At 66.1% G+C, this 22,560-nt stretch carries 25 protein-coding genes, 1 tRNA gene and 1 other annotated feature; of the genes, 12 read left to right on the top strand and 14 right to left on the bottom strand.

Annotated elements, in window-relative coordinates:
- Positions 1–28: 28 nt before the first annotated feature.
- From L8F97_RS11725 to dapB, 3 genes are all read right to left on the bottom strand, one after another.
- Positions 29–105 (bottom strand) — tRNA-Arg (locus L8F97_RS11725).
- A 49-nt stretch (positions 106–154) separates the two neighbouring features.
- On the bottom strand, positions 155–826 hold the full coding sequence (gene nth / locus L8F97_RS11730) for an endonuclease III (RefSeq protein ID WP_242149890.1): 672 nt from the start codon (positions 824–826) through the stop codon (positions 155–157).
- Positions 827–837: 11 nt separating this feature from the next.
- Complete coding sequence (gene dapB, locus L8F97_RS11735) at positions 838–1,575, bottom strand: 4-hydroxy-tetrahydrodipicolinate reductase (RefSeq protein ID WP_242149894.1); 738 nt, start codon at positions 1,573–1,575, stop codon at positions 838–840.
- Positions 1,576–1,703: 128 nt separating this feature from the next.
- On the opposite strand from dapB, the gene L8F97_RS11740 reads away from it, so the two are divergent.
- Both L8F97_RS11740 and L8F97_RS11745 read left to right on the top strand, forming a co-directional pair.
- Positions 1,704–2,402, top strand: coding sequence for an NAD-dependent deacylase (locus L8F97_RS11740; RefSeq protein WP_242149897.1), 699 nt, complete (start codon positions 1,704–1,706; stop codon positions 2,400–2,402).
- A gap of 11 nt (positions 2,403–2,413) precedes the next feature.
- Positions 2,414–2,950 (top strand): peroxiredoxin, encoded by a 537-nt coding sequence (locus L8F97_RS11745; protein WP_242149900.1) that lies wholly within the window; start codon positions 2,414–2,416, stop codon positions 2,948–2,950.
- Positions 2,951–3,095: 145 nt separating this feature from the next.
- On the opposite strand, the gene L8F97_RS11750 is transcribed toward L8F97_RS11745, so the two are convergent.
- The 7 genes from L8F97_RS11750 to L8F97_RS11780 form a co-directional block, all read right to left on the bottom strand.
- Positions 3,096–3,761, bottom strand: a complete 666-nt coding sequence (locus L8F97_RS11750; RefSeq protein WP_242150171.1) for an HAD hydrolase-like protein — start codon at positions 3,759–3,761, stop codon at positions 3,096–3,098.
- Between the two features lie 5 nt (positions 3,762–3,766).
- Positions 3,767–4,327, bottom strand: coding sequence for an EF-hand domain-containing protein (locus L8F97_RS11755; protein ID WP_242149903.1), 561 nt, complete (start codon positions 4,325–4,327; stop codon positions 3,767–3,769).
- Positions 4,328–4,395: 68 nt separating this feature from the next.
- Positions 4,396–5,451 carry a tRNA preQ1(34) S-adenosylmethionine ribosyltransferase-isomerase QueA gene (gene queA / locus L8F97_RS11760; RefSeq protein ID WP_242149906.1) on the bottom strand — a complete coding sequence of 352 codons (1,056 nt, stop codon included), beginning with the start codon at positions 5,449–5,451 and terminating at the stop codon, positions 4,396–4,398.
- 26 nt (positions 5,452–5,477) lie between these two features.
- A complete protein-coding gene (locus L8F97_RS11765; RefSeq protein WP_242149909.1) occupies positions 5,478–6,179 on the bottom strand; it encodes a peptidylprolyl isomerase in 702 nt (233 codons plus the stop codon).
- A gap of 84 nt (positions 6,180–6,263) precedes the next feature.
- On the bottom strand, positions 6,264–6,764 hold the full coding sequence (gene coaD, locus L8F97_RS11770; protein ID WP_242149912.1) for a pantetheine-phosphate adenylyltransferase: 501 nt from the start codon (positions 6,762–6,764) through the stop codon (positions 6,264–6,266).
- A gap of 27 nt (positions 6,765–6,791) precedes the next feature.
- Positions 6,792–7,694: a polyprenyl synthetase family protein gene (locus L8F97_RS11775; RefSeq protein ID WP_409929038.1), complete on the bottom strand. Its 903-nt coding sequence runs from the start codon at positions 7,692–7,694 to the stop codon at positions 6,792–6,794.
- Between the two features lie 2 nt (positions 7,695–7,696).
- A complete protein-coding gene (locus tag L8F97_RS11780) occupies positions 7,697–7,936 on the bottom strand; it encodes an exodeoxyribonuclease VII small subunit (RefSeq protein WP_242149918.1) in 240 nt (79 codons plus the stop codon).
- Between the two features lie 197 nt (positions 7,937–8,133).
- Between L8F97_RS11780 and L8F97_RS11785 the strand changes: the two genes are divergently transcribed.
- From L8F97_RS11785 to L8F97_RS11815, 7 genes are read left to right on the top strand one after another with little or no spacing between them, the layout of a single operon-like run.
- The gene (locus L8F97_RS11785) at positions 8,134–9,660 is read left to right on the top strand and encodes an acyl-CoA carboxylase subunit beta (RefSeq protein ID WP_242149920.1); all 1,527 of its coding nucleotides are present in this window, start codon (positions 8,134–8,136) and stop codon (positions 9,658–9,660) included.
- Positions 9,657–9,899, top strand: a complete 243-nt coding sequence (locus L8F97_RS11790) for a hypothetical protein (protein ID WP_242149923.1) — start codon at positions 9,657–9,659, stop codon at positions 9,897–9,899. The genes L8F97_RS11785 and L8F97_RS11790 overlap by 4 nt, the downstream gene beginning before the upstream one ends.
- A complete protein-coding gene (gene scpA, locus L8F97_RS11795) occupies positions 9,900–12,038 on the top strand; it encodes a methylmalonyl-CoA mutase (protein WP_242149926.1) in 2,139 nt (712 codons plus the stop codon).
- Positions 12,038–13,144: a biotin synthase BioB gene (gene bioB, locus L8F97_RS11800; protein ID WP_277924909.1), complete on the top strand. Its 1,107-nt coding sequence runs from the start codon at positions 12,038–12,040 to the stop codon at positions 13,142–13,144. Before scpA ends, bioB begins: the two co-directional genes overlap by 1 nt.
- The gene (locus L8F97_RS11805) at positions 13,144–13,476 is read left to right on the top strand and encodes a lysozyme inhibitor LprI family protein (RefSeq protein ID WP_242149929.1); all 333 of its coding nucleotides are present in this window, start codon (positions 13,144–13,146) and stop codon (positions 13,474–13,476) included. Before bioB ends, L8F97_RS11805 begins: the two co-directional genes overlap by 1 nt.
- A 28-nt stretch (positions 13,477–13,504) precedes the next feature.
- Positions 13,505–13,915 carry a lysozyme inhibitor LprI family protein gene (locus tag L8F97_RS11810; RefSeq protein WP_242149932.1) on the top strand — a complete coding sequence of 137 codons (411 nt, stop codon included), beginning with the start codon at positions 13,505–13,507 and terminating at the stop codon, positions 13,913–13,915.
- Positions 13,916–13,954: 39 nt separating this feature from the next.
- Positions 13,955–15,970: an acetyl/propionyl/methylcrotonyl-CoA carboxylase subunit alpha gene (locus L8F97_RS11815; protein WP_242149934.1), complete on the top strand. Its 2,016-nt coding sequence runs from the start codon at positions 13,955–13,957 to the stop codon at positions 15,968–15,970.
- Positions 15,971–16,049: 79 nt separating this feature from the next.
- On the opposite strand, the gene L8F97_RS11820 is transcribed toward L8F97_RS11815, so the two are convergent.
- Both L8F97_RS11820 and L8F97_RS11825 read right to left on the bottom strand, forming a co-directional pair.
- Positions 16,050–16,307: a hypothetical protein gene (locus tag L8F97_RS11820; protein WP_242149937.1), complete on the bottom strand. Its 258-nt coding sequence runs from the start codon at positions 16,305–16,307 to the stop codon at positions 16,050–16,052.
- The gene (locus L8F97_RS11825; protein WP_242149940.1) at positions 16,304–16,480 is read right to left on the bottom strand and encodes a DUF4169 family protein; all 177 of its coding nucleotides are present in this window, start codon (positions 16,478–16,480) and stop codon (positions 16,304–16,306) included. The genes L8F97_RS11820 and L8F97_RS11825 overlap by 4 nt, the downstream gene beginning before the upstream one ends.
- A gap of 76 nt (positions 16,481–16,556) precedes the next feature.
- On the opposite strand from L8F97_RS11825, the gene L8F97_RS11830 reads away from it, so the two are divergent.
- Complete coding sequence (locus tag L8F97_RS11830) at positions 16,557–17,840, top strand: Hsp70 family protein (protein WP_242149943.1); 1,284 nt, start codon at positions 16,557–16,559, stop codon at positions 17,838–17,840.
- A 3-nt stretch (positions 17,841–17,843) separates the two neighbouring features.
- On the opposite strand, the gene L8F97_RS11835 is transcribed toward L8F97_RS11830, so the two are convergent.
- Together L8F97_RS11835 and L8F97_RS11840 are read right to left on the bottom strand one after the other, a co-directional pair.
- Complete coding sequence (locus L8F97_RS11835) at positions 17,844–19,313, bottom strand: ATP-binding protein (RefSeq protein WP_242149946.1); 1,470 nt, start codon at positions 19,311–19,313, stop codon at positions 17,844–17,846.
- A gap of 39 nt (positions 19,314–19,352) precedes the next feature.
- Positions 19,353–20,843, bottom strand: coding sequence for a SulP family inorganic anion transporter (locus tag L8F97_RS11840; RefSeq protein WP_242149949.1), 1,491 nt, complete (start codon positions 20,841–20,843; stop codon positions 19,353–19,355).
- 63 nt (positions 20,844–20,906) lie between these two features.
- Positions 20,907–20,962: a sequence feature (sul1 is cis-regulatory element that is thought to sense ions involved in sulfur or methionine metabolism; They are found in Alphaproteobacteria), on the bottom strand.
- Positions 20,963–21,069: 107 nt separating this feature from the next.
- Here L8F97_RS11840 and L8F97_RS11845 point away from each other — a divergent pair.
- Both L8F97_RS11845 and L8F97_RS11850 read left to right on the top strand, forming a co-directional pair.
- On the top strand, positions 21,070–21,855 hold the full coding sequence (locus tag L8F97_RS11845; protein ID WP_242149952.1) for an SDR family NAD(P)-dependent oxidoreductase: 786 nt from the start codon (positions 21,070–21,072) through the stop codon (positions 21,853–21,855).
- A gap of 102 nt (positions 21,856–21,957) precedes the next feature.
- The gene (locus tag L8F97_RS11850; protein ID WP_242149954.1) at positions 21,958–22,434 is read left to right on the top strand and encodes a pyridoxamine 5'-phosphate oxidase family protein; all 477 of its coding nucleotides are present in this window, start codon (positions 21,958–21,960) and stop codon (positions 22,432–22,434) included.
- The last annotated feature ends 126 nt before the right edge of the window (positions 22,435–22,560 follow it).

Here is a 22,560-nt window from a genome sequence, read left to right on the forward strand (position 1 = left end):
AGCGACGATCGACCGGTACGAGGGGGGATGGTGCACCCGACTGGATTCGAACCAGTGGCCTCTGCCTTCGGAGGGCAGCGCTCTATCCAGCTGAGCTACGGGTGCCTGGGGGCAAGCGCCTAGCAAAGCGCGAAGCGTTGCGCCAGTCGTTTCGTCACGCCGCCACTGCTGCTTTCCCCGAGGCGGCTGCCGGCGGTGGTGTTTTGGGTTTGTAGGCGCATAGATCTGCGACGATGCAGCGCCAGCATTCCGGGCGCCGCGCCTTGCAGACGTAGCGGCCGTGCAGAATCAGCCAATGGTGCGCGTGCAGGCGGAACGGGGCAGGGGTGGCCTTGTCGAGCTTCAGCTCCACGGCGAGCGGCGTCTTGCCACGAGCGAGGCCGGTACGGTTGCCGACGCGGAAGATGTGCGTGTCGACGGCGAAGGTTTCCGCTCCGAAGGCAACATTCATCACGACGTTGGCAGTCTTGCGACCAACGCCCGGCAACGTCTCCAGCGCGTTGCGGTCGGCGGGAACTTCGCCACCATATTCGGCGATAAGCCGTTCCGACAAGGCGATTACGTTCTTCGCCTTGGTATTGAACAGGCCGATCGTCCTGATGTGCTGCTTGAGGCCCTCTTCGCCGAGTGCGACCATCTGCGCGGGGGTCTTCACCTCCTCGAACAGGACGCGCGTTGCCTTGTTAACGCCCACGTCGGTCGCCTGTGCGGACAACGCCACCGCCACGACGAGCTGGAATGGATTGCCCGCCGCCAGCTCCGTTTCCGGGTGCGGGTTGTCGGCGGCGAGCCGCGCGTAGAACTCGACGATGTCGGCCTTTTTCAAGCGCCCAATCCTCAGACTCCCAGAACTTCCGCCATGGTGTAGCTGCCAGCGGGCTTGTCGGCGAGCCACAGCGCCGCCGTCACCGCGCCGCGTGCGAAGATCGCGCGGTTCTCGGCCCGGTGACCGATTTCGATGCGCTCGCCTTCTCCGGCGAACACCACCATGTGATCGCCCGCGACCGAACCGCCGCGCAGACTGGCCATGCCGATCGTACCGTCGCAGCGTGCCCCGGTCAGCCCGGCACGGTCGCTCACCTGCGCTTCGGACAAGGCGACGCCGCGCCCCTTCGACGCCGCCTCGGCCAGCAGTTGAGCGGTGCCCGAGGGGGCGTCGACTTTGTGGCGGTGGTGCATCTCGACGATTTCGATGTCCCAGTCGGAGCCGAGTCGTTCCGCCGCCTCGCGCACCAGCTTGGCGAGCAAGGTGACGCCAAGCGAGACGTTGCCGGTCTGCAGCACCGCAATGTCAGCCGCCGCCTCGGCCACCAGCGCGCGGTGCGCCGCGGTAAGGCCGGTTGTGCCGATCAGGATCGGCGTGCCCGCCGTACGTGCAGCAGCAAGATTGGCGGCAAGCGCGGACGGTGTCGAGAAATCGACCAGCACGTCGGCGCGTTCCGCCAGCGCGGCGAGCGCGGCCCCGTCGCCGCTGGCATCGATGCCTCCCGCCACGGTGCCGCCGAGATCGGGCACCGTCGCCGCTATCGCCTGGCCCATTTTGCCTGCGCTGCCCAAAATCCCGATCGCCGTCATACCTGCATTCCGCTTTGTCGTGTTGCGGCGCGCATGACAGAAAGGATGGCGGTGCGACAGGGGCAGTCACGCGTATTTTGCGTGAGAATGCTGGTAGTCGCGCGTGCGCTGGCACCGTATCACAGGGCATGGCCAAACCGACCAACATCGTCATCCTCACCGGCGCGGGCGTTTCCGCTGAAAGCGGGATCGCCACCTTTCGCGGGCCGGGTGGCCTTTGGGAAGGGCACCGCGTCGAGGATGTCTGCACGCCCGAAGCGCTCGCCCGCGATCCGGTGCTGGTGCACAGGTTCTACGACGCTCGCCGTGCCGCGCTCGCTGACGTAGCGCCGAACGCCGCGCACGTCGCGCTTGCGCGGCTCGACGCCGCGTGGCCGGGCGAACTGCTGATCGTTACGCAGAACGTCGATGATCTACACGAGCGTGCCGGTGCGTCCCGGCTGCTGCACATGCACGGCGAACTGCAATCGGCGCTGTGCGCGGCGTGCGGGGTGCGGACCGAATGGAGCGGCGATCTGCCGCCTGAGGAGGTCTGCCCGAACTGCGACGTCCCCGCGCTGCGGCCGGACATCGTGTTTTTCGGCGAGATGCCGTATGAGATGGAGCGGATCGAGCAGGCGCTCGCACATGCGGACCTGTTCGTCTCGATCGGTACGTCCGGCGCCGTCTATCCCGCGGCGGGCTTCGTTCAGGGCGCGGGGCATCATGGCGCCGATACGCTCGAACTCAATATGGAAGCTTCGGCGGGGAATGCCTATTTCGCCGAGACGCGGGCCGGCCCGGCGACGATGCTGGTACCGGCTTGGGTTGACGAGATACTCAGCTGAAGGAGACGCGAATGCTTGGACGCACGATACCGGACGTGACCCTGAAGACCCGCGTGCGAGATGAGACGGTGGAGGGGCCGAACCCGTTTCGGTGGCAGGATGTCGGCACGGCCGACCTGTTCGCGGGCAAGCGCATGGTGGTGTTCAGCTTGCCCGGCGCCTTCACCCCGACCTGTTCGACCGAGCAGTGCCCGGCATTCGAGCGGGAATACGACACGCTCAAGAAGCTCGGAGCGGACGAGGTATATTGCCTCTCCGTCAACGACGCGTTCGTGATGTATCAATGGGGTCGCCACCTCGGGCTGGAGAAGGTCAAGCTGTTGCCGGACGGCTCGGGCGATTTCACGCGGCGCATGGGTATGCTGATTCGCAAGGACCATCTCGGCTTCGGCGAGCGGAGCTGGCGCTATGCGATGGTGGTCGACGACGGCAAGATCGTCGGTTGGTTCGAGGAGCCGGGCATCAACGACGCCGGCCTCGACGAAGACCCATATGGCGAGAGCGCACCTGACAAGGTGATCGCCTGGTTAGAGGCGAACCCGAAGTAAGCGGGCGATTGCCAAGGCTGCAAGAGGCGCGCGATGAAACCGTTATCGCGCGCCGCGACGGTTTGCTGTCTCGATCCGAACGCATGGTTCGCTTCGGAGCCGGCGGCGCTGGCGTTATCAACGACCCATCGCCTGCGAGACCGACTCAAACCGCCGGCGGCTCAAAGAAATGGTCAAGCACCTCGCTCGGCTGCTCGAAAACGACCTCCGGTTCGCAGCCCAGCAATGCCGCGCGATTGGCATAACCCCATAGTACCGCGCCGGCGGCGATGCCGACCTTGTGCGCGGCGGCGATGTCGCGGGTTTCATCGCCGATTGACAGTGCCGCATGACGCGCGATCCGCATGCGCTTCAACACCTTGCGATAGCGCGGCGCCTTGCCGAACAGCGAAGCGCCACATTCGAACATTTCGACACGCTGAGCGAGCGTGCCTAGCACGGCGCGTGCGTTATGCTCGGAATTCGAGGTTACGACCGCGATCCGCACCCCTGCATCGGCCAGCGTGTTGATCACCTCGCTCACGCCTTCGAACAGCGCGATCCGGTCGATCTGCGCGGCGAGCCTTGCGTGAACGTAGCGGCCCATCGCCGGGAGCTTCCAGCGGGGAATGCCGAGGTGCCGGATAACCTCGCGCGTGGTATGCCCGCGTAAACCATCAACCTCGTCAGGCGCGACGCGGCGGAACTTGAACCGGTCGGCAAGGTCGTCGGCAATCGACAGGAACCAGTCCCCGCTGTCCGCCAGCGTCCCGTCGAAGTCAAAAATCGCCAGCCGGTACCGCGCGCGGTGCTGGCCGGCGGGGGTGTGCATCTGCTTCACGGCGCGGTCGTGGCGTGGCGCCGCTTGCCGCGCTTGCCCGGCAAGCCGTCGCCCGGTGCGCCGACGCCGCTACGGATCGTCAGCACCTCCGCGCGAGACACGCTGCCGTCGCGGTCGTGATCGAGCCGCGTGAAGATCACGCCAAACCGAGCCTCAAGCTCCGCCAGCGTAATGCGATTGTCGCCATCGGCATCGATCTCGAACGGGCTGGGCAGGGCGTTGCGATCACCAAGCCACTTCAACGCCCAATCGCTATAGTCGATATAGCCGATCGAACCCTTCCGCGCGGCATCCGTCGCCGCGAAGCTTTTGGCGAGGCAGGTGTCGAGCTCGGCGCGGCTGACCAGTGCATCGCCGTTCTGATCGCACGCGGCGATCATCATTCCGACCGGCTCGGCAACGATCGTGGCAAGCGGTTGGCGCGCCGGAGGGGTGGCGCCGACCGGCTGTTGCGCGGCTGCCGGCATCACCACCATGGCGGTGACGCAGAGTGCGGCGATGCGGTATCGCTGTCGTATCGCGGCACTCCGCGTGAATCGGCAGGCTGGCTTCCCCATAGGGGAACAAGCGTTAGCCGAGATCGCGGCCATGTCGATAGGTGGCATGCTACAATCAAGCTTCGCCGTTACGGAAGCAGCAGCGACGCATCCCCGTAGGAATAGAAACGGTAGCCCTTGCCGATGGCATGACTGTAGGCGGCCTGCATCCGCTCCAGCCCCATCAGCGCCGAGACCAGCATGAACAGTGTCGAGCGCGGCAGGTGGAAGTTGGTGAGCAGGCCATCGATGCCTTTGAAAACATACCCCGGCGTAATGAAGATCGCGGTATCACCTTCGAACGGCTGGATGCGGCCGTCACGGTCGGTCGCGCTTTCGATCAGGCGCAGGCTGGTGGTGCCGACCGCGATGATGCGCCCACCGGCCGCGCGCACCGCATTGAGACGGTCTGCGGTGGCAGCGTCGATGCGGCCCCATTCGGCGTGCATGCGGTGTGCGGTGGTATCGTCGGCCTTGACCGGCAGGAACGTGCCCGCGCCAACGTGCAGCGTCAGCGTAGCGTGGCCGATGCCCGCGGCGTCGAGCGCCGCTATCAGCGATGGGGTGAAGTGCAACGCTGCGGTCGGCGCCGCGACGGCGCCCTGTTCGGCGGCGAACATCGTCTGATAATCATCCAGATCGCGCGCGTCGGTCGGTCGTTTAGAGGCGATGTACGGTGGCAACGGCATGCGGCCAGCACGTTCCAGCAGCAGTTCGACCGGTTCATCGCCCGCGAACGTCAGCGCGAAGCTGCCGTCCTCCTGTCGTTCGCTCGCCACCGCCGACACATCGTTACCGAAGTTGATCGTTTCGCCGGCGCGAATGCGGCGCGCGTTGCGGATGAAGGCGCGCCAGCGGCGCGGCCCCTCGCGCTTGTGCAGCGTCGCACCAATTTTCGCGCCGGCGCCGCCCTGGTTATTGTCCGGGGCAGCCGCGCGTACGCCCTCGAGTTGCGCTGGAATGACGCGCGTATCATTGAACACCAGCAGATCGCCGGCGCGAAGCTGGGCGGGCAGATCGGTGACAGAGCGGTCGCGCGTCTCGGCACCATCAAGCACAAGCAGCCGCGCAGAATCGCGTGGCGCGGCAGGGCGCAGTGCGATGCGCTCGGGCGGAAGCGCAAAATCGAACAGAGCGACTTTCATGACAATTCGCTAGCGTCGCGCCAACCCTATTGCGCCTTGGCCTTCGGCTTTACCGCGGACGGTGCGCTCATCGTCTTGCTCTTGATCGGGGACGTGTTGGGCAGGCTCGGCGCGAGCGTGGCGGGTGCGCTTGGCGCAGGCGCGACATAGGCGGGCGGGTGATCCGCGGCGATATACGCGTGGAGGATACGCGAGGGGTTCGCAGGCGGCTCGCCGCGCGTGATCGCGTCGACATATTGCATGCCATCGATCACGCGGCCGAACACCGTGTATTTCTTGTCGAGCGACAGCTTGGGGTCGAACACGATAAAGAACTGGCTGTTGGCGCTGTCCTCCTTCTCCGCGCGCGCGGCCGAGACGGCACCGCGCACATGCGGCAGCCAGTTGAACTCGGCGGGGAGATCCGGAAGCGTGGAGCCGCCGGTCCCGTCACCTTTCGGGTCGCCACCCTGCGCCATGAAGCCTTCAATCACGCGGTGGAACGGTAGGCCGTCGTAGAAATGCTGACGGGTCAGTATCTTGACGCGCTCGACCATCTTCGGCGCGGCGTCGGGGCGCAGCCAGATGACCACACGGCCACCGGTCGACAGATCGAGATACCACAGGTTCTCAGGATCAGTGACCGAGGGGATCGGCGGGCGGCCGGCGACGGGATCGACCACTTGCGCGGACACCGGGCCACCGACGAGCGCGAGGAGAAATATGACGAGAAGACCAAGAAAACGCATTATTTCCCCGCGAAGGCAGATGGGTGCGACCAAGCGCTTAGAGCAAATCCCGGCTTGCGCCAATCTGAACGACACGCGGCCGCGTCACGAGCCTTTGCGGCCGATCTTCTCGACCCGCGCGGCAACGTCGCGCGCGATCGCCGGCGGCACGAAACGGTCGATCGGGCCACCGTACAGCGCGATTTCTTTGACCAGTCGGCTGGCGATCGGTTGCAGCGAGACGTCCGCCATCAGAAACACCGTCTCGATCCGCGGATTGATCTGCTGGTTCATGCCCGCCATCTGATATTCGTATTCGAAGTCCGCCACCGCGCGCAGGCCGCGCACGATCACGCGCGCGCCTTCGCGCTCGGCGAAGTCCATCAGCAGCGAGTCGAAACTGACCACTTGAATATCGCCGGCAAGCGGGGCGACCTCGCGTTCTACCATTGCCATGCGTTCGGCAAGATCGAACATCGGCGATTTGGACGGATTGGTGGTGACGCCGATGACAAGGCGATCGACCAGCTTCGCGCCGCGCCGGATGATGTCCATATGGCCGAGCGTCACCGGATCGAACGTACCGGGATAGACGCCGATTCGCATGTCAGGTCCTTTGCCCGGCGCCACCTCTCAACGATCGCGTTCAAGAATGAAGCGCGCGATGTCGCGCAGTAGATCGGCTTCCGGGCCATAGCTTTGCAGGTGCGCGATCGCCTGATCAACCAGCAGGCGCGCCTGTTCGCGGGCGCGATCGAGGCCGAGCAGCGACAGGAACGTCTCCTTGCCCGCATCGCCATCCTTGCCGAGCTTCTTGCCGACCGCCGCCTCATCCCCTTCGACATCGAGAATGTCGTCGGCGATCTGGAAGGCGAGGCCGATATCGCGCGCGTATCCGCGCAGATGTGTGCGACCCTCGGTCGGCAACCGGCCAAGGATTGCCCCCGCCTCCACCGAGCAGGCGATCAACGCGCCGGTCTTCATCGCCTGCAGACGCGTGATGGTCGGCAGGTCGAAGCTTGCCTTCTCCGCCTCGATATCCATCATCTGCCCACCCGCCATCCCGGCCGGACCGGCCGAGCGCGCGAGATCGAGCACCAATTCGCTGCGCACGAACGGATCAGGGTGCGTCTCGGGATCGGCCAATACCTCGAAGGCGAGCGCGTGTAACGAATCACCGGCGAGGATCGCGGTCGCCTCGTCATAGAGCTTGTGGACGGTCGGCTTGCCGCGCCGCATGTCGTCATCATCCATTGACGGCAGGTCGTCGTGGATCAGCGAATAGACGTGGATGCACTCGATCGCGAGACCGGCCCGGCCCGCGCAATCGCGGTCGACGCCGAACAGTCGCGACGTGGCATAGGTCAGCAGCGGCCGCAGCCGCTTGCCGCCGCCGATCGCGGCATGGCGCATCGCCGCGTACAGATCCTCGCGCGGATCGCCGGGAAGACTGAGCAACGCATCGAAGCGCGCGTCGATATCGGCACCGACTTCGGCGAGCGCATCGCCTAGCGTGAGAGTGGCAGGCGCGGTCATCATCAGCTCGCGGCGAAGGGTTGAACGGTCACCGGACGCCCCTCGGCATCGAGGCGGATTGCTTCGATACGCGCCTGCGCGGCATCAAGCCGCTCGGCGCAGCGGCGACGCAGCTTGTCGCCGCGCTCATAGAGGCGGATCGCCTCGTCGAGCGGGGCATTGCCGGTCTCAAGCTGCGACACGATGGTTTCGAGTTCGCGCAGCGCGTCTTCGAAACTCAGCTCTTCAATGGGTCGATCCATGGCGTCGCTATGCGCGAGGCAAGTCACAGGGGTCAAGGATTGCTGCGCATCATCTTGCCCGTTGCGCGCCAATACCAGTTTGGTCGCAAGGGTTGTACAGACGATCGCTGCAAGAGTATCCCCCCGCGCAATAGGTTGCGCGACCGCACGAGCAGCTTCATTGCGGGTGCGGAGCGGTGCGCCCGCAGGAGAGCACGATGTCGTCGACGATTACCGAACTCGAACGCAAGCGCGCCGCCGCCCGGGTCGGCGGTGGCGAGAAGCGCATTGCCGCGCAGCACGCCAAGGGCAAGCTGACCGCGCGCGAGCGGCTCGACGTGCTGCTCGACGAGGGGTCGTTCGAGGAATACGACATGTTCGTCGAACATAACTGCACCGATTTCGGAATGCAGGGCCAGATCGTGCCGGGCGACGGCGTGGTCACCGGATCGGGGACGATCAACGGGCGGCTGGTGTTCGTCTTCTCACAGGATTTCACCGTGTTCGGCGGTTCCCTGTCGGAACGGCACGCCACCAAGATCTGCAAGATCATGGACATGGCGATGAAGGTCGGTGCGCCCGTGATCGGCATCAACGATTCGGGCGGCGCGCGCATCCAGGAGGGCGTCGCCAGCCTCGCCGGTTACGCCGAGGTATTCCAGCGCAACGTGTTGGCATCGGGCGTGGTGCCGCAGCTTTCGCTCATCATGGGGCCATGCGCGGGCGGGGCGGTGTATTCGCCGGCGATGACCGACTTCATCTTTATGGTGAAGGATTCGAGCTATATGTTCGTCACCGGGCCGGACGTAGTGAAGACCGTCACCAACGAAGTCGTCACGCAGGAGGCGCTTGGCGGTGCGATTACACACACCACGAAGTCCTCGGTTGCCGATCTAGCGCTGGAGGATGACATCGAGACGCTGCTGGCCGCGCGCGACTTCATCGACTTCCTGCCCGCCTCCAACCAGTCGCCGCTGCCCGAGCGACCGACCTCGGACCCGTGGGACCGCATCGAGGACAGCCTCGACACGCTGATCCCCGCGTCGGCCAACCAGCCCTACGACATGCATGAGCTGATCCGCAAAACCGTGGATGAAGGCGATTTCTTCGAGGTGCAGCCGGCGCATGCGGGCAACATCATCACCGGCTTCGGGCGGATCGAGGGGCGCACGGTCGGCATCGTTGCCAACCAGCCGATGGTGCTGGCCGGCTGCCTCGACATCAACTCGTCCAAGAAGGCGGCGCGTTTCGTGCGGTTCTGCGACGCGTTCGAGATTCCGATTGTCACGTTCGTCGACGTGCCGGGCTTCCTGCCAGGGGTGGGGCAGGAGCATTCCGGCATCATCAAGCACGGCGCCAAGCTGCTGTTCGCCTATGCCGAGGCGACCGTGCCGAAGATCACCGTCATCACGCGCAAAGCCTATGGCGGCGCCTACGACGTGATGAGTTCCAAGCACTTGCGCGGTGACCTCAACTACGCCTGGCCGACCGCCGAGATCGCGGTGATGGGCGCGAAGGGTGCGGTCGAGATCATCTTCCGCGGCCTGAACGCGGAAGGCATCGCCGAAAAGACCGCGGAATACGAGGCACGCTTCGCCAACCCGTTCGTCGCGGCAAGCAAGGGCTTCATCGACGAGGTGATCCAGCCGCACTCGACGCGCCGTCGGATTGCGTTGGGGTTACGCAAGCTGAAGAACAAGGCGCTCGAGAACCCGTGGAAGAAGCACGATAATATTCCGCTGTGAGCCGGTTCGATGCCTTTGGGGTTTTCTGGTGCATCGGCGTCGCTCTCATCGGCTGCGTGAACGTTGCATGGGGTATCAATGACTTGAAGCGTGGCTCCGCGCGGATGTCCTGGTATGGAAATCGTGTCGATCGACACGAGGAACCGTTCGAGTTCTGGCTGGCCGTTGGGTCGAAACTTGCGGCGCTCCCGTTCTGCGGTTTCATGCTGTGGTTCGGTTCTGGAATCTTTGGAAAATAGATGACCGACAAACCGACACTCGACCAATGGTCCGCCGCCGCCGCCAAGGAGGTGAAGGGCAAGGACCTCACTTGGCAGACGCCCGAGGGGATCGCCGTCAAGCCGCTCTACACGGCGGAAGATGTGGCCGATCTCGACCCCGGCTTGCCCGGTTTCGCGCCGTTCACGCGCGGCGTGCGCGCGTCGATGTACGCCGGTCGCCCGTGGACGATCCGGCAGTACGCGGGCTTCTCGACCGCCGAGGCATCGAACGCCTTCTATCACCGTAACCTCAAGGCCGGGCAGAAAGGCCTGTCGGTGGCGTTCGATCTTGCCACGCATCGTGGGTACGACAGCGACCATCCGCGCGTCACCGGCGATGTCGGCAAGGCCGGCGTGGCGATCGACACGATCGACGACATGAAGATCCTGTTCGACGGCATCCCGCTCGATCAGATGTCGGTCTCGATGACGATGAACGGCGCGGTGATCCCGATCCTCGCCTTCTTCATCGTCGCGGGTGAGGAGCAGGGCGTGCCGCGCGCGCTGCTCGACGGGACCATCCAGAACGACATCCTCAAGGAGTTCATGGTCCGCAACACCTATATCTACCCGCCCGAACCGAGCATGCGGATCATCTCGGACATCTTCGGCTACACGTCGCGCGAGATGCCCAAGTTCAACAGCATCTCGATCAGCGGCTACCACATGCAGGAAGCCGGTGCGACGCAGGTGCAGGAGCTTGCCTTCACCATCGCCGACGGCATGGAATATGTGAAATACGGCGTCGCCTCCGGTCTCGACATCGACAAGTTCGCCGGCCGCCTGTCGTTCTTCTTCGCGATCGGCATGAACTTCTTCATGGAGATCGCCAAGCTGCGCGCCGCGCGCGTGCTGTGGCACCGCGCGATGACGCAACTGGGCGCGCAGGACGAACGCTCCAAGATGCTGCGCACGCATTGCCAGACCTCGGGCGTGTCGCTTACCGAGCAGGACCCGTACAACAACGTCATGCGCACCACCATCGAGGCGATGGCGGCGATGCTGGGCGGTACGCAGAGCCTCCACACCAACGCGCTCGACGAGGCGATCGCGCTGCCGACCGACTTCTCCGCGCGCATCGCCCGCAACACGCAGATCGTGCTGCAAGAGGAAACGGGGATGACCAAGGTGGTCGATCCGCTTGGCGGCAGTTATTACGTCGAGAGCCTGACGCAGCAACTGGTCGATGCCGCGTGGGAGATCATCGAGCGCGTGCAGGCCGAAGGCGGCATGGCCAAGGCGGTCGCCGCCGGCTGGCCGAAGAGCATGATCGAGGAGGCCAGCGCCGGCCGCGCCGCGCGGGTCGATCGCGGTGAGGACGTGATCGTTGGCGTCAACAAATACCGGCTCGCCGAGGAAGCGCCGATTGACATTCTCGACGTCGACAACGTCGCGGTGCGCGAGGCGCAGATCGCCCGCATCAACACGGTCAAGGCAGGGCGCGACGCGGCAGCCTGTCAGGCCGCGCTCAATGCTTTGCGAGAGGGCGCGCGGGGAAGTGCCAATTTGCTCGAACTCGCGGTCGAGTGCGCCCGCGCCCGCGCGACGTTGGGCGAGATCAGCACGGCGATGGAGGATGTGTTCGGCCGTTATGACACTAAGCCGACGCCGGTCTCCGGCATTTACGGCGGCGCGTACGGTGCGGACGCGCAGTGGCAGGGGCTGAAAGACGGCGTCGGCTCGATCACCCGCGCCAAGGGCCGTGCGCCGCGCATGCTCGTCGCCAAGATGGGGCAGGACGGGCATGATCGTGGCGCCAACCTCGTCTCCTCCGCATTCGGCGATCTGGGGTTCGAGGTGGTACCGGGGCCGCTGTTCCAGACGCCGAAGGAGGCGGCCGATCTCGCCATCGCCTCAGACGTCGACGTGGTCGGCGCGTCCAGCCTCGCCGCCGGCCACAAGACGCTGATCCCCGAGCTGATCGGCCACCTGCGCGAGGCGGGTCGCACCGACATAAAGGTGATCGCCGGCGGCGTGATCCCCGCGCAGGATTATCAGGTGTTGCGCGATGCCGGCGTGCAGGGGATTTTCGGCCCCGGCACGAATCTGGTGGACGCGGCCGGCGAGGTGTTGAAATTGCTGGGTCATAACATGCCCCCTGTCGAGGAAGTCGCGTAATGAGTTTGGACCTCATCCCCGGTGCCGCTGCCGACGCAGCCGCCCACAGCCATGACGATGGCGTGCATGCCGCCCCGTCGCCCGCTGGACGGCCTGGCGACGTGCGTACCGACTGGACGCGGGCGGAGATCGCCGAGCTGTTCGCGCTGCCGTTCGACGAACTAATGTTCCGCGCGCAGACCGTCCACCGCGCGCACCATACGCCCTCGCAAGTGCAGCTCTGCACGCTCCTGTCGATCAAGACCGGTGGCTGCCCGGAGGATTGCGGCTATTGCAACCAGTCCGCCAGTGCCGAGACCGAGCTAAAGGCGTCCAAGCTGATGGACGTGCGCGCCGTCCTGCAATCGGCAGCGCAGGCGAAGGACGCCGGTTCGCAGCGGTTCTGCATGGGGGCGGCGTGGCGCAATCCCAAGGACAAGGACATGCCCGCCATTATCGAGATGGTGCGCGGCGTGCGCCAGATGGGGATGGAGACGTGCATGACGCTCGGCATGCTGACCCCCACGCAGGCCGATCAGCTCGCGGAAGCCGGCCTCGATTACTACAACCACAATATCGACACCTCGCCGGAAAAGTATGGCGAGGTCATCACCACGCGCACCTTCCAGGACCGGCTCGATACGCTGGAGAACGTGCGCGAGGCGGGGATCAACGTGTGCTGCGGCGGTATCGTCGGCATGGGTGAGACGCGCGCCGACCGCGTCGGCTTCGTCCACGCGCTCGCCACGCTGCCGCGTCACCCGGAGAGCGTGCCGGTCAACGCGCTGGTGCCGGTGAAGGGCACCGTGCTCGGCGACATGCTCGCCGACACGCCGCTCGCCAAGATCGACGATATCGAGTTCGTCCGCACCGTCGCGGTCGCGCGCATCACCATGCCGCTGAGCATGGTGCGCCTGTCGGCCGGGCGCGAAAGCATGTCGGAAGCGACGCAGGCGTTGTGCTTCATGGCGGGCGCGAACTCGGTCTTCACGGGCGACCGGCTGCTCACCACCGGCAATCGCGGCGATAGCGCGGATGCGGCGTTGTTCGACAAGCTCGGCGTGACTGCGATGCAGGGCGAGGAGCCGGCCCGCGCCGGCAAATCGGAGGCTGCACGATGCTGCTGATGATGCTGGCCCTCGCCGCCGATCCGTGCGCCAGCGCGATGACGCAGACCGCGATGAACCAGTGCGCCGGCGCGAGCCACGCCCGCGCGGATGCGGCGATGAACCGGCAGTGGCAGGTCGCCTATGCCCGTGCCAAGCGTGGCGGGGCAGCCTATGCCGCGACCGTTCTCGCCGCGCAGCGTGCCTGGCTCAAGTTCCGTGATGCCGAATGCAAGGCGGAAGGTGACAAATACCAGGGCGGCTCGATGCAGCCGCTGGCGGTGCAGAACTGCCTCGCCAGCGTGACCGAGGCACGCACCAGGCAGCTCCAGATCGTGGCGTCGGAACAATGAGCGTGCGGATCGGATCGCGACGTCTGCCATGCTGATCGCGCTGCTGCTCGCCGCCGCGACGCCAGCGCCGCACGCCACGGCCACGCCGCATCCCAAAGCCTCGCCTGCGCCTAAGGCGACGCCGACACCCGGCCCGCTCACCAAGGCGGCGCTGGAGCAACTCGAGCACGCCGAGTCGGCGCTAGCCGGGCAGTGGAAGATCACCAACGCCTTCATGGCCGGCAAAGACGCGCAGGATCACGCGCGCAGCCACTTCGCCTACGCGGCGGCGCTGCTCGACAGTCAGAAGGCGTGGCGGACGTATCGTGCGGCCGCCTGCCGGGTCGAGGGCGGGGTGCACGCTGGTGATGTTCGGCAGCCGCTCATCGTCGCGCAGTGCAAGACCGCGCTGACCAACGCGCGGCGCCTGCAGCTCAAAGGGCTGATGGCGAGCGAATGAGACGCGGCGCTCACGAAACACAAGAATAGGCGAGGAACGATGTTCAAGAAAATTCTGGTCGCCAATCGTGGCGAGATCGCCTGCCGCGTCATGCGCACCGCCAAGGCGATGCGCATCGCCACCGTCGCGGTCTATTCCGATGCGGACGCCCGCGCGCCGCATGTGCTGATGGCGGACGAGGCGGTGCGCCTCGGGCCGGCGCCGGCGGCGGAGAGCTATCTCAAGGCCGAACTGATCCTGCTTGCCGCGCGCGAGACCGGCGCGGATTGCATCCACCCCGGCTACGGCTTCCTGTCCGAACGCGAGAGCTTCGCGCGCGCCTGTGCCGAGGCCGGCATCGCCTTCGTCGGGCCACCCCCGCAGGCGATCGCCGCGATGGGCGACAAGATCGAATCGAAGAAACTTGCCAAGGCCGCCGGCGTCAATGTCGTCCCCGGTTTCCTAGGGGAAATCGCCGATACCGACGATGCAGTGAAGATCGCCGGGGAGATCGGCTATCCGGTGATGATGAAGGCGAGCGCAGGCGGCGGCGGCAAGGGCATGCGCCTCGCTTATAGCGAGCAGGACGTCCGCGAGGGCTTCGAGGCGACCAAGCGCGAAGGGCTCGCCTCGTTCGGCGACGACCGTGTGTTCATCGAGAAGTTCATCGAATCGCCCCGCCACATCGAAATCCAGGTGATGGGCGATCAACACGGCAACATCGTCTATCTCGGCGAGCGGGAGTGCTCGATCCAGCGCCGCCACCAGAAGGTGGTAGAGGAAGCGCCATCGCCGTTCGTCACCCCGGCGATGCGCAAGGCGATGGGCGAGCAGGCGGTCGCACTCGCCCGCGCGGTCGGCTATTATTCGGCGGGTACGGTCGAGCTGATCGTGTCGGGCGCGGATACGACGGGGCAGGGCTTCTACTTCCTCGAAATGAACACCCGGCTCCAGGTTGAGCATCCCGTTACCGAGGCGGTGACCGGGCTCGATCTGGTCGAACTGATGATCCGCGTCGCCGCCGGTGAGGCGTTGCCGCTTACGCAGGACGAGGTGACGCTGACCGGATGGGCGATCGAGAACCGCGTCTATGCAGAGGACCCGTATCGCGGCTTCCTCCCCTCGATCGGGCGGCTGGTGCATTATGATCCGCCCGAGGATGCACGGCCCGAATACGGTTGGGTCGCAACCGGCGCGCCCTATGTCCGCGTCGACGACGGCGTATGCGAAGGTGGCGAGGTCAGCATGTTCTACGATCCGATGATCGCCAAGCTCATCACCCACGCCGACACCCGGATCGAGGCAATCGACCTGCAGATCGCCGCGCTCGACCGGTTCGAAATTGCCGGGCCGGGCAACAACCTCGATTTCCTGTCCGCGCTGATGCAGCACGATCGCTTCCGCAGCGGCAACATCACGACGGGCTTCATCGCCGAGGAATATCCGGACGGCTTTGCCGGCGCACCCGCCGCGCCCGAACTGCTCACCCAACTGGCGGCGGTGGCGGCGTTCGCAGCGACCGCCGAGGCGGACCGCGCGCGCCGTACCGACGGCCAGCTCGGCCGCCGGCTCGATCCGCCTGCCGATTGGGTGGTGCGGATCGCGGGCGAAGACCATGCCGTGTCGTTGTCGGAGGACAGCATCACCGTCGACGGCGCCGAAGTCGACATCGCGATGGAATATACCCCGGGTGACCGCGTGATCGATGCGGAGATCGACGGCACGCCGCTGTTCGTGAAGATCGCCCGCACGCGCACCGGCTTCCGCCTCAACGCGCGTGGCGCCATCCACATCGCGCGCGTGCTGCCCGCGCATGTCGCGCCTTATGCCGAGCACCTGCTGGTGAAGGTGCCGCCCGATCTCTCGAAGTTCCTGCTCTGCCCGATGCCGGGGCTGCTCCAGAAGCTCTATGTGGGTGAGGGCGATAAGGTCGAGGCCGGCCAGCCGCTCGCCGTGGTCGAGGCGATGAAGATGGAGAACATCCTGCGCGCCGAGAAGGCCGGGGTGGTAAAGTCGGTCAACGCCGCACCCGGCGAGAGCCTCGCGGTCGACGCGGTGATCCTGGAGATGGCGTAAACCAGACCGTTCGTACGAGCTAAGTCGAAACACCTCGCGCAACGTGCAAGGCCTTTCGCTCGGCACGAATGGATCTGTGTTATTCCTCCGCTCGCTCCTGCATCTCCATCAGCGTGCGCGCCGCGTCACGATCGGCGGGATCCTTGAACGCCACGTCGAGATCGGGCGCGACGCCGAGCATCTGCATCAGCGCCCACATGCCGAAGCGCCGTCCGCGATCCGTCTCCAACCCGAACTCGACACGCAACCGCTCCGCGCCGGCCTGCAACACAGCCGGCGATACCGCGCCGAGATCATCGGTGCCGAAATAGCGTACGAACAGATCGTCGAGCTTCATTCCTCGCGCCGCGCGCCGTCGAGGGTGCGTTGGCGCCGCTCCGCCTCGGCCTGATCCGCCGCCTTCTGGGCAAGGGTGCGGCCGTGCAGCGCGCGATTCTGATCGGCGGTGGCGGCGGCGCCCGCGCGCGCTTTCGCCTTGCGGACGGTGCGAAGGTTGATGATCTCGGCCATGTCCGTCTGTAACACCCTTGCGTTTCGCGCGCCAACCGGCTTAGCCCGCGCGCCGGCCCCGACGACGAGGAACCCCATGCACGACGCGATCGGCCTCGATTTCGGCACCACCAACAGCGTCGTCGCGCGCGTCGGCTCGGATGGGCAGCCGCACCTGATCGACTTCGCCGCGCCGGGCGAGACCAGCGCGGTGTTCCGCTCGGCGCTGTGTTTCTACGAGGACGACAGCGGGCGCGGCCTTGCCTGCGAGGCGGGGCCGTGGGCGATCGCGGAATATCTCGAATTTCCGCAAGGCAGCCGGTTTCTGCAATCGTTCAAATCGGTCGCAGCATCGGCGACGTTCGAACACGCCTCGATCTTCGACAAGCGCATGCGGTTCGAGGAACTCGGCCGGCTGTTCCTCGCCAAGCTGGCCAGCCACACCGGCGGCGCGCTTGCCAAACCGCCGCAGCGCGTGGTGGTCGGCCGCCCGGTGCACTACGCGGGTGGCCGCCCGGACGAGACGCTGGCGCGGCAACGCTATGACGCGATGTTCACCGGGTTCGGCGCGGAGATCCACTACGTCTACGAACCACTCGGCGCGGCGTTCAGCTATGCCGCCCGCGTTGAGGATGCCGCGACGATTCTCGTCGCGGATTTCGGCGGCGGCACCAGCGATTTCTCGGTGGTGCGGGTGGCGCCGCCGGGTGCGGCGAAACGCTGCACGCCGCTCGGGCACGCAGGTATCGGCATCGCCGGCGACCAGTTCGATTCGCGCATCGTCGACAAGCTGGTGCTGCCGATCCTCGGCTACGGCGGGCTGTACCGATCGTTCGACAAGCAGCTCGAAATCCCGCGCGGCTATTTCTCCGATTTCAACGACTGGTCGCGGCTCGCGTTGATGCGAAACCGCCGCACGCTGGAGGAACTGCACAAGCTGCAAAGGAACGCGCTCGACCCGGAAGCGATCGGCCGAATGATCGCGATCATCGATCAGGAGCAGGGTTACCGGTTGTACGATGCGGTTGGCCAGTTGAAGCGCGCGTTGTCGCAAGCCGATGCCGCCGAGTTCCACTTCGATGGCGAGGGGGTCAAGATCGACGCCACCGTCACGCGCGCGCAGTTCGAGCGCTGGATCGCCGACGATCTCGCGCGGATGGCGGCGACGGTGGACCGGGCGCTCGCGCAGGCCGGTGTGGACGAGGCCGGCATCGACCGCGTGTTCCTGACCGGCGGCACCTCGCTGATCCCGGCGGTACGCGCGCTGTTCACGCAGCGGTTCGGGGAGGACCGCATCGCATCGGGCGGCGAGCTTACCTCGATCGCCAACGGCCTCGCGCTGATCGGGCAGGAGGACGACGTCGCCGCCTGGGCGGTGTGATACTCAGGCCTCGGTCGATTCGGTCGTCCAGCCGAGGCCAGGGATCGTGATCGAACGCCGCCCGGACAGATCGACCCGCGTCACGAAGATGTTGCGCCCCTCGATGTAGCTCATCACTCGCCGCGCGCGGCCGAGCGAACTGGTGCCGTAGATCCGCGCGATATCCTCGTCGGTCGGGCAGGGGATGCCGTCGCGGGCGGCGCGTGCCACCAGCAGGAACGCGCCGAGCATATCGTCGGGCAACGTCGCCGCCATCGCCAGCGCAGGTGCCCATTCGGTATCGAGCCCCTCGAAGATGCCCGCCCGCGCCGCCGCCAGCCGCCGCGCGAACGCGGACGGATCGAGCGGCGCACGCCGAACCCCGACCATCCGGCAGCGCACCTGAAAATCCTGATACAGCACCGCCGAGGTACGCCCCGCCGACTCCGGGTCTTCGGCGATTGCCCGCAGCACATCGACGATGATCGCCTCCAGCGCCTCCGGCTCGATCTCCGGTTCCGGTTCGGCGCGCACCGGCTCCGGCCGCGCGATCACGCTGTCCATCAGATCGGCGGAGCCCGGCACGCGCGGCGGCGGCGGGTTGGCAGCGGCGTGCATGAACAGGGTCGGCTCGTCGACCTCGACCTCGGTCATCAGCAGCTCGCGCATGTCGGTGGTCTGAGATTGCGGCAGCGGGGTCAGCACCGGGCTGCCGCTGCGCGCGGAGGTGACGACCTGCCCGATCTTGACCATGATCGGCCGCCGCGCGATCGCCGGGCCCAGCCCCAGAAACGTGCCGCGCGTGAGATCGCGGATTTGTTCCGCTTGCCGCCGTTCCATGCCGAGCAGATCGGCGGCGCGCGCCATGTCGATATCAAGGAAGGTCCGCCCCATCAGGAAGTTCGACGCCTCCGCCGCAACGTTCTTCGACAATTTGGCGAGTCGCTGCGTGGCGATGATCCCGGCGAGGCCACGCTTGCGCCCGCGCGACATCAGGTTCGCCATCGCCGACAACGAGGCGCGGCGCACTTCCTCGACCACTTCGGCGCCGGCGGCGGGCGCGAAGATCTGCGCCTCGTCGATCACCACCAGCGCCGGATACCAGTGTTCGCGCGGCGCATCGAACAGCCCCATCAGGAAGGCGGCGGCGCAGCGCATCTGCCCCTCCATCTCCAGCCCTTCGAGGCTTAGCACCACCGAGGAACGATGCTCGCGCGCGCGCGCCGCGAAGCGGGTGATCTCGGGAAGCGAGTAATCCACCGCCTCGATCGCGACATGGCCGTACGGCCCGGCGAGCGTGACGAAATCGCCTTCGGGATCGATGATGATCTGCTGCACCTCGCGCGCGCTGCCTTCGAGCAGGCGGCGCAACAGGTACGATTTGCCCGACCCGGAATTGCCCTGCACCAGCAGCCGGGTGGCTAGCAGTTCCTCAAGGTCGATCGTCACCGTGCCGCCGTTTGCGTCGGTCCCCATGTCCACACGGAAAGTCATGGGCAGCGAATGGCGGAAAGGGGGCGGGGGGAGCAAGCGTTAATGCGGCACCACGCCCAGTTCGACGCCGGTCTTGTCGTGCAGCGCAAAGCGATCGACCAGATCGGCGCTGGCGGTATTGTAACCGATCACCGCTACGACACGTCCGCCCTGCCGCAGCCGCGCCACCACCTTGTCGAGCGCGCCGACCGCAGAAATGTCCCAGAAGTGCGCGGCCGTCACGTCGATCGTCACTGCCCGCGCCGGTTCGTTGCCTGCAAACGCGCGCGTGAAGCGATCGACCGAGGCGAAGAAGATTTGCCCCGTCACCCGGTAGGTCGCGCCTCCATCGTCGCCGGTGCGCTCGACCGCGAACATCCGCCGCACCTTGCTGGCGAAGAAGATGCCCGACAGCAGCACGCCGACCAGCACGCCGCGTGCGAGATCATGCGTCGCCACCACCGTCACCACCGTCGCCAGCATCACCACCGAGGAGGTCGGCGGATGCCGGCGCAGGTTGCCAATCGAGTTCCACGAGAAGGTGCCGATCGACACCATCACCATCACCGCGACCAGCGCGGGCATCGGGATGCGCCCGACCCACGGCCCCAGCACCGCGAGCAGGAACAGCAGGAACGCGCCCGCGATGAAGGTCGACAGCCGCTTGCGCCCGCCCGAGGTGACGTTGATGACCGACTGGCCGATCATCGCGCACCCGCCCATGCCGCCGACCAGCGCGGCGGCGATGTTGGCAGTGCCTTGCCCCACGCACTCGCGGCGCTTGTCGCTGTCGGTGTCGGTCATGTCGTCGACGATCTGCGCGGTCATCATCGATTCGAGCAGGCCGACCGCCGCCATCGTCAGCGCATAGGGCAGGATGACGCGCAGCGTCTCCAGCGTCAGCGGCACCTGCGGCCAGACGAGGCTCGGCAACCCTTCGGGCAGGCGGCCCATGTCGGACACAGTGCGCACCGGCAGGCCGAGCCAGATGCTCACCCCCGCCAGCACGAGGATCGCGACGAGCGGGGAGGGCACCGCCGTGGTGATGCGCGGGAACAGATAGATGATCGCTAGGCCACCTGCGACCATCGCATAGGTGTGCCAGCTGACCCCCATGAACTGCGGCAGTTGCGCCATGAAGATCAGGATGGCGAGCGCGTTGACGAAGCCGGTGATGACCGAGCGCGACACGAACTGCATCAGTAGATCGAGCCTGAGCGCGCCGGCGATCATCTGGAACACCCCCATCAAGATCGTCGCGGCGAGCAGATATTGCAGGCCGTACTGGTGGACGAGCGGCGTCACGACCACCGCGACGGCGGCGGTCGCGGCGGAGATCATCGCTGGCCGCCCGCCGACCACCGCCGTCACCATCGCGATCGCCACCGAGGCGTAGAGGCCGACACGCGGATCGACGCCGGAGATGATCGAGAAGCCGATCGCCTCCGGGATCAGCGCCAGCGCGACGACGATGCCGGCCAGCACGTCGCGTCGCGCTTCGGTGGCGTCGGCGAACCATTCGCGACGCAGGCGAGAGAAAGAATATGTCATCGGAAAAACCAATACGGGCACAGACCGGCCGGCGGAAAAGGGCGGGGCGCTGTCATCTGTGTGCGTGGTCCGGCGGATCGGCGGCCGGAATAGCCACCCGGGTTCGCACCGGGTCCATGTGAGTACCGCCCTAATAGCGGGAAAGGGCGCAGGTGCAAGGCCGCGCGCCTCCCAAGCGGCGTGCGGCGCCCCATATGCAGTGTTCGGACTATCAAGGAGCACGCGCATGGACCTGCAACTCAAAGGCAAGACCGCCCTCGTCACCGGCTCGACCGCCGGCATCGGCCTCGCCATCGCCGAGCGGCTCGCCGCCGAGGGTGCCGACGTGACGATCACCGGCCGCACGCAGGATAAGCTCGATGCAGCTGCCGCGAAGGTCGGCGCGGTCGGCCGGGTGCGCGCGGTACTCGCCGATCCCGGCACCGCCGAGGGGTGCGAGACGTTGATCGCGGCGGTCCCGCAGATCGACATCCTCGTCAACAATCTCGGCATCTACGAAGCCAAGCCTTTCAGCGACATCACCGATGCCGACTGGTTCCGCTTCTTCGAGATCAACGTGATGAGCGGCATCCGCCTGTCGCGCCATTATTTCCCCGGCATGCTGGAGCGGGACTGGGGCCGAGTCATCTTCATCGCCAGTGAAAGCGCGCAGTTGATCCCGGCGGAGATGGTCCACTACGGCATGACCAAGACCGCGCAACTCGCCATCTCGCGCGGCCTCGCCGAGCAGACGCGCGGCACGAACGTGACCGTCAACACCGTGCAACCCGGGCCGACGCGGTCTGAGGGGATCGTCGAGTTCATCCGCTCGACCGTCTCCAACAAGGACGCGCCCGAGGCCGAGCGTGAGGCGGAGTTCTTCGAGAAGATGCGGCCGCTCTCACTGATCCGCCGCCTGATCGAGGCAGAGGAGGTCGCGGCGATGACCGCGTTCCTCGCCAGCCCGCTAGCCGCCGTCACCAACGGTGCTGCGATCCGTGTCGAAGGCGGCATGGTGCCGACCATCGCCTGATCAAATGGGACCGCAGGCGGTGTGTCGCCTGCGGCTTTGGCACGCTTGCGCAACCAAGCGGGCTTTGTGTCGTTGGTCAGCCGAAATCCGAGGAGAATGACAATGGCCGACACGCACGAAATCAAGCAGGACATGTGGGACAAGATGGCGGCCAGCCCGTACCTGATGGTTGGGTTGGTCGATGGCGGGCATAGCGAGCCGATGACCGCGCAGCTCGACAAGGATCAGGTCGACACCCTGTTCTTCTTCGCAGGCAAGGACAACCGCCTCGCCGCCGGTGGCAAGGCGATGGCGCAGTTCGTTTCGAAGGGGCATGATTTCTTCGCCTGCCTCGCCGGCGACGTCCGCGTCGATAATGATCGCGCGATGATCGACAAGCTGTGGAATGAGCAGGTCTCGGCCTGGTTTCCGGGCGGCAAGGAAGACCCCAACCTGACGCTGCTGCGCCTCGATATCGCCAGCGCCGAACTGTGGGAGACCGACATGTCGATCTCCGGCCGGCTCAAGATGCTGTTCGGCGGCAAGATCAAGAGCGACGAGGACGGCAGCCACGCCTTCGTCGAAACGACCGCCGCCTGAGCGGATTTCCGAGTGGTTCCCCGGTGTAGGCCGGGGTTCCAGTTGGGAGGCCGCAGTTACGGCGCGCAACGCCAGCTTACGTATCGTTCGTAGCTAAAGCCCCGGCCTGCGCCGGAACGGCAGAAT

It is taken from the genome of Sphingomonas sp. BAUL-RG-20F-R05-02 (assembly GCF_022662305.1).
In the GTDB taxonomy this organism is placed as follows: Bacteria; Pseudomonadota; Alphaproteobacteria; order Sphingomonadales; family Sphingomonadaceae; genus Sphingomonas.

What these genes read in the sequence shown, in the direction of transcription:
- L8F97_RS11785 (WP_242149920.1), top strand. Translation starts at nt 8,134, where the DNA reads ATGTCGTCGACGATTACCGAACTCGAACGCAAGCGCGCCGCCGCCCGG.
- L8F97_RS11740 (WP_242149897.1), top strand. Translation starts at nt 1,704, where the DNA reads ATGGCCAAACCGACCAACATCGTCATCCTCACCGGCGCGGGCGTTTCC.
- scpA (WP_242149926.1), top strand. Translation starts at nt 9,900, where the DNA reads ATGACCGACAAACCGACACTCGACCAATGGTCCGCCGCCGCCGCCAAG.
- bioB (WP_277924909.1), top strand. Translation starts at nt 12,038, where the DNA reads ATGAGTTTGGACCTCATCCCCGGTGCCGCTGCCGACGCAGCCGCCCAC.
- L8F97_RS11750 (WP_242150171.1), bottom strand. Translation starts at nt 3,761, where the DNA reads ATGCACACCCCCGCCGGCCAGCACCGCGCGCGGTACCGGCTGGCGATT.
- L8F97_RS11825 (WP_242149940.1), bottom strand. Translation starts at nt 16,480, where the DNA reads ATGGCCGAGATCATCAACCTTCGCACCGTCCGCAAGGCGAAAGCGCGC.
- dapB (WP_242149894.1), bottom strand. Translation starts at nt 1,575, where the DNA reads ATGACGGCGATCGGGATTTTGGGCAGCGCAGGCAAAATGGGCCAGGCG.
- L8F97_RS11830 (WP_242149943.1), top strand. Translation starts at nt 16,557, where the DNA reads ATGCACGACGCGATCGGCCTCGATTTCGGCACCACCAACAGCGTCGTC.
- L8F97_RS11845 (WP_242149952.1), top strand. Translation starts at nt 21,070, where the DNA reads ATGGACCTGCAACTCAAAGGCAAGACCGCCCTCGTCACCGGCTCGACC.
- L8F97_RS11840 (WP_242149949.1), bottom strand. Translation starts at nt 20,843, where the DNA reads ATGACATATTCTTTCTCTCGCCTGCGTCGCGAATGGTTCGCCGACGCC.
- coaD (WP_242149912.1), bottom strand. Translation starts at nt 6,764, where the DNA reads ATGCGAATCGGCGTCTATCCCGGTACGTTCGATCCGGTGACGCTCGGC.
- L8F97_RS11755 (WP_242149903.1), bottom strand. Translation starts at nt 4,327, where the DNA reads ATGGGGAAGCCAGCCTGCCGATTCACGCGGAGTGCCGCGATACGACAG.
- L8F97_RS11775 (WP_409929038.1), bottom strand. Translation starts at nt 7,694, where the DNA reads ATGACCGCGCCTGCCACTCTCACGCTAGGCGATGCGCTCGCCGAAGTC.
- queA (WP_242149906.1), bottom strand. Translation starts at nt 5,451, where the DNA reads ATGAAAGTCGCTCTGTTCGATTTTGCGCTTCCGCCCGAGCGCATCGCA.
- L8F97_RS11765 (WP_242149909.1), bottom strand. Translation starts at nt 6,179, where the DNA reads ATGCGTTTTCTTGGTCTTCTCGTCATATTTCTCCTCGCGCTCGTCGGT.
- L8F97_RS11745 (WP_242149900.1), top strand. Translation starts at nt 2,414, where the DNA reads ATGCTTGGACGCACGATACCGGACGTGACCCTGAAGACCCGCGTGCGA.
- L8F97_RS11780 (WP_242149918.1), bottom strand. Translation starts at nt 7,936, where the DNA reads ATGGATCGACCCATTGAAGAGCTGAGTTTCGAAGACGCGCTGCGCGAA.
- L8F97_RS11810 (WP_242149932.1), top strand. Translation starts at nt 13,505, where the DNA reads ATGCTGATCGCGCTGCTGCTCGCCGCCGCGACGCCAGCGCCGCACGCC.
- L8F97_RS11815 (WP_242149934.1), top strand. Translation starts at nt 13,955, where the DNA reads ATGTTCAAGAAAATTCTGGTCGCCAATCGTGGCGAGATCGCCTGCCGC.
- L8F97_RS11850 (WP_242149954.1), top strand. Translation starts at nt 21,958, where the DNA reads ATGGCCGACACGCACGAAATCAAGCAGGACATGTGGGACAAGATGGCG.
- L8F97_RS11805 (WP_242149929.1), top strand. Translation starts at nt 13,144, where the DNA reads ATGATGCTGGCCCTCGCCGCCGATCCGTGCGCCAGCGCGATGACGCAG.
- L8F97_RS11820 (WP_242149937.1), bottom strand. Translation starts at nt 16,307, where the DNA reads ATGAAGCTCGACGATCTGTTCGTACGCTATTTCGGCACCGATGATCTC.
- L8F97_RS11835 (WP_242149946.1), bottom strand. Translation starts at nt 19,313, where the DNA reads ATGACTTTCCGTGTGGACATGGGGACCGACGCAAACGGCGGCACGGTG.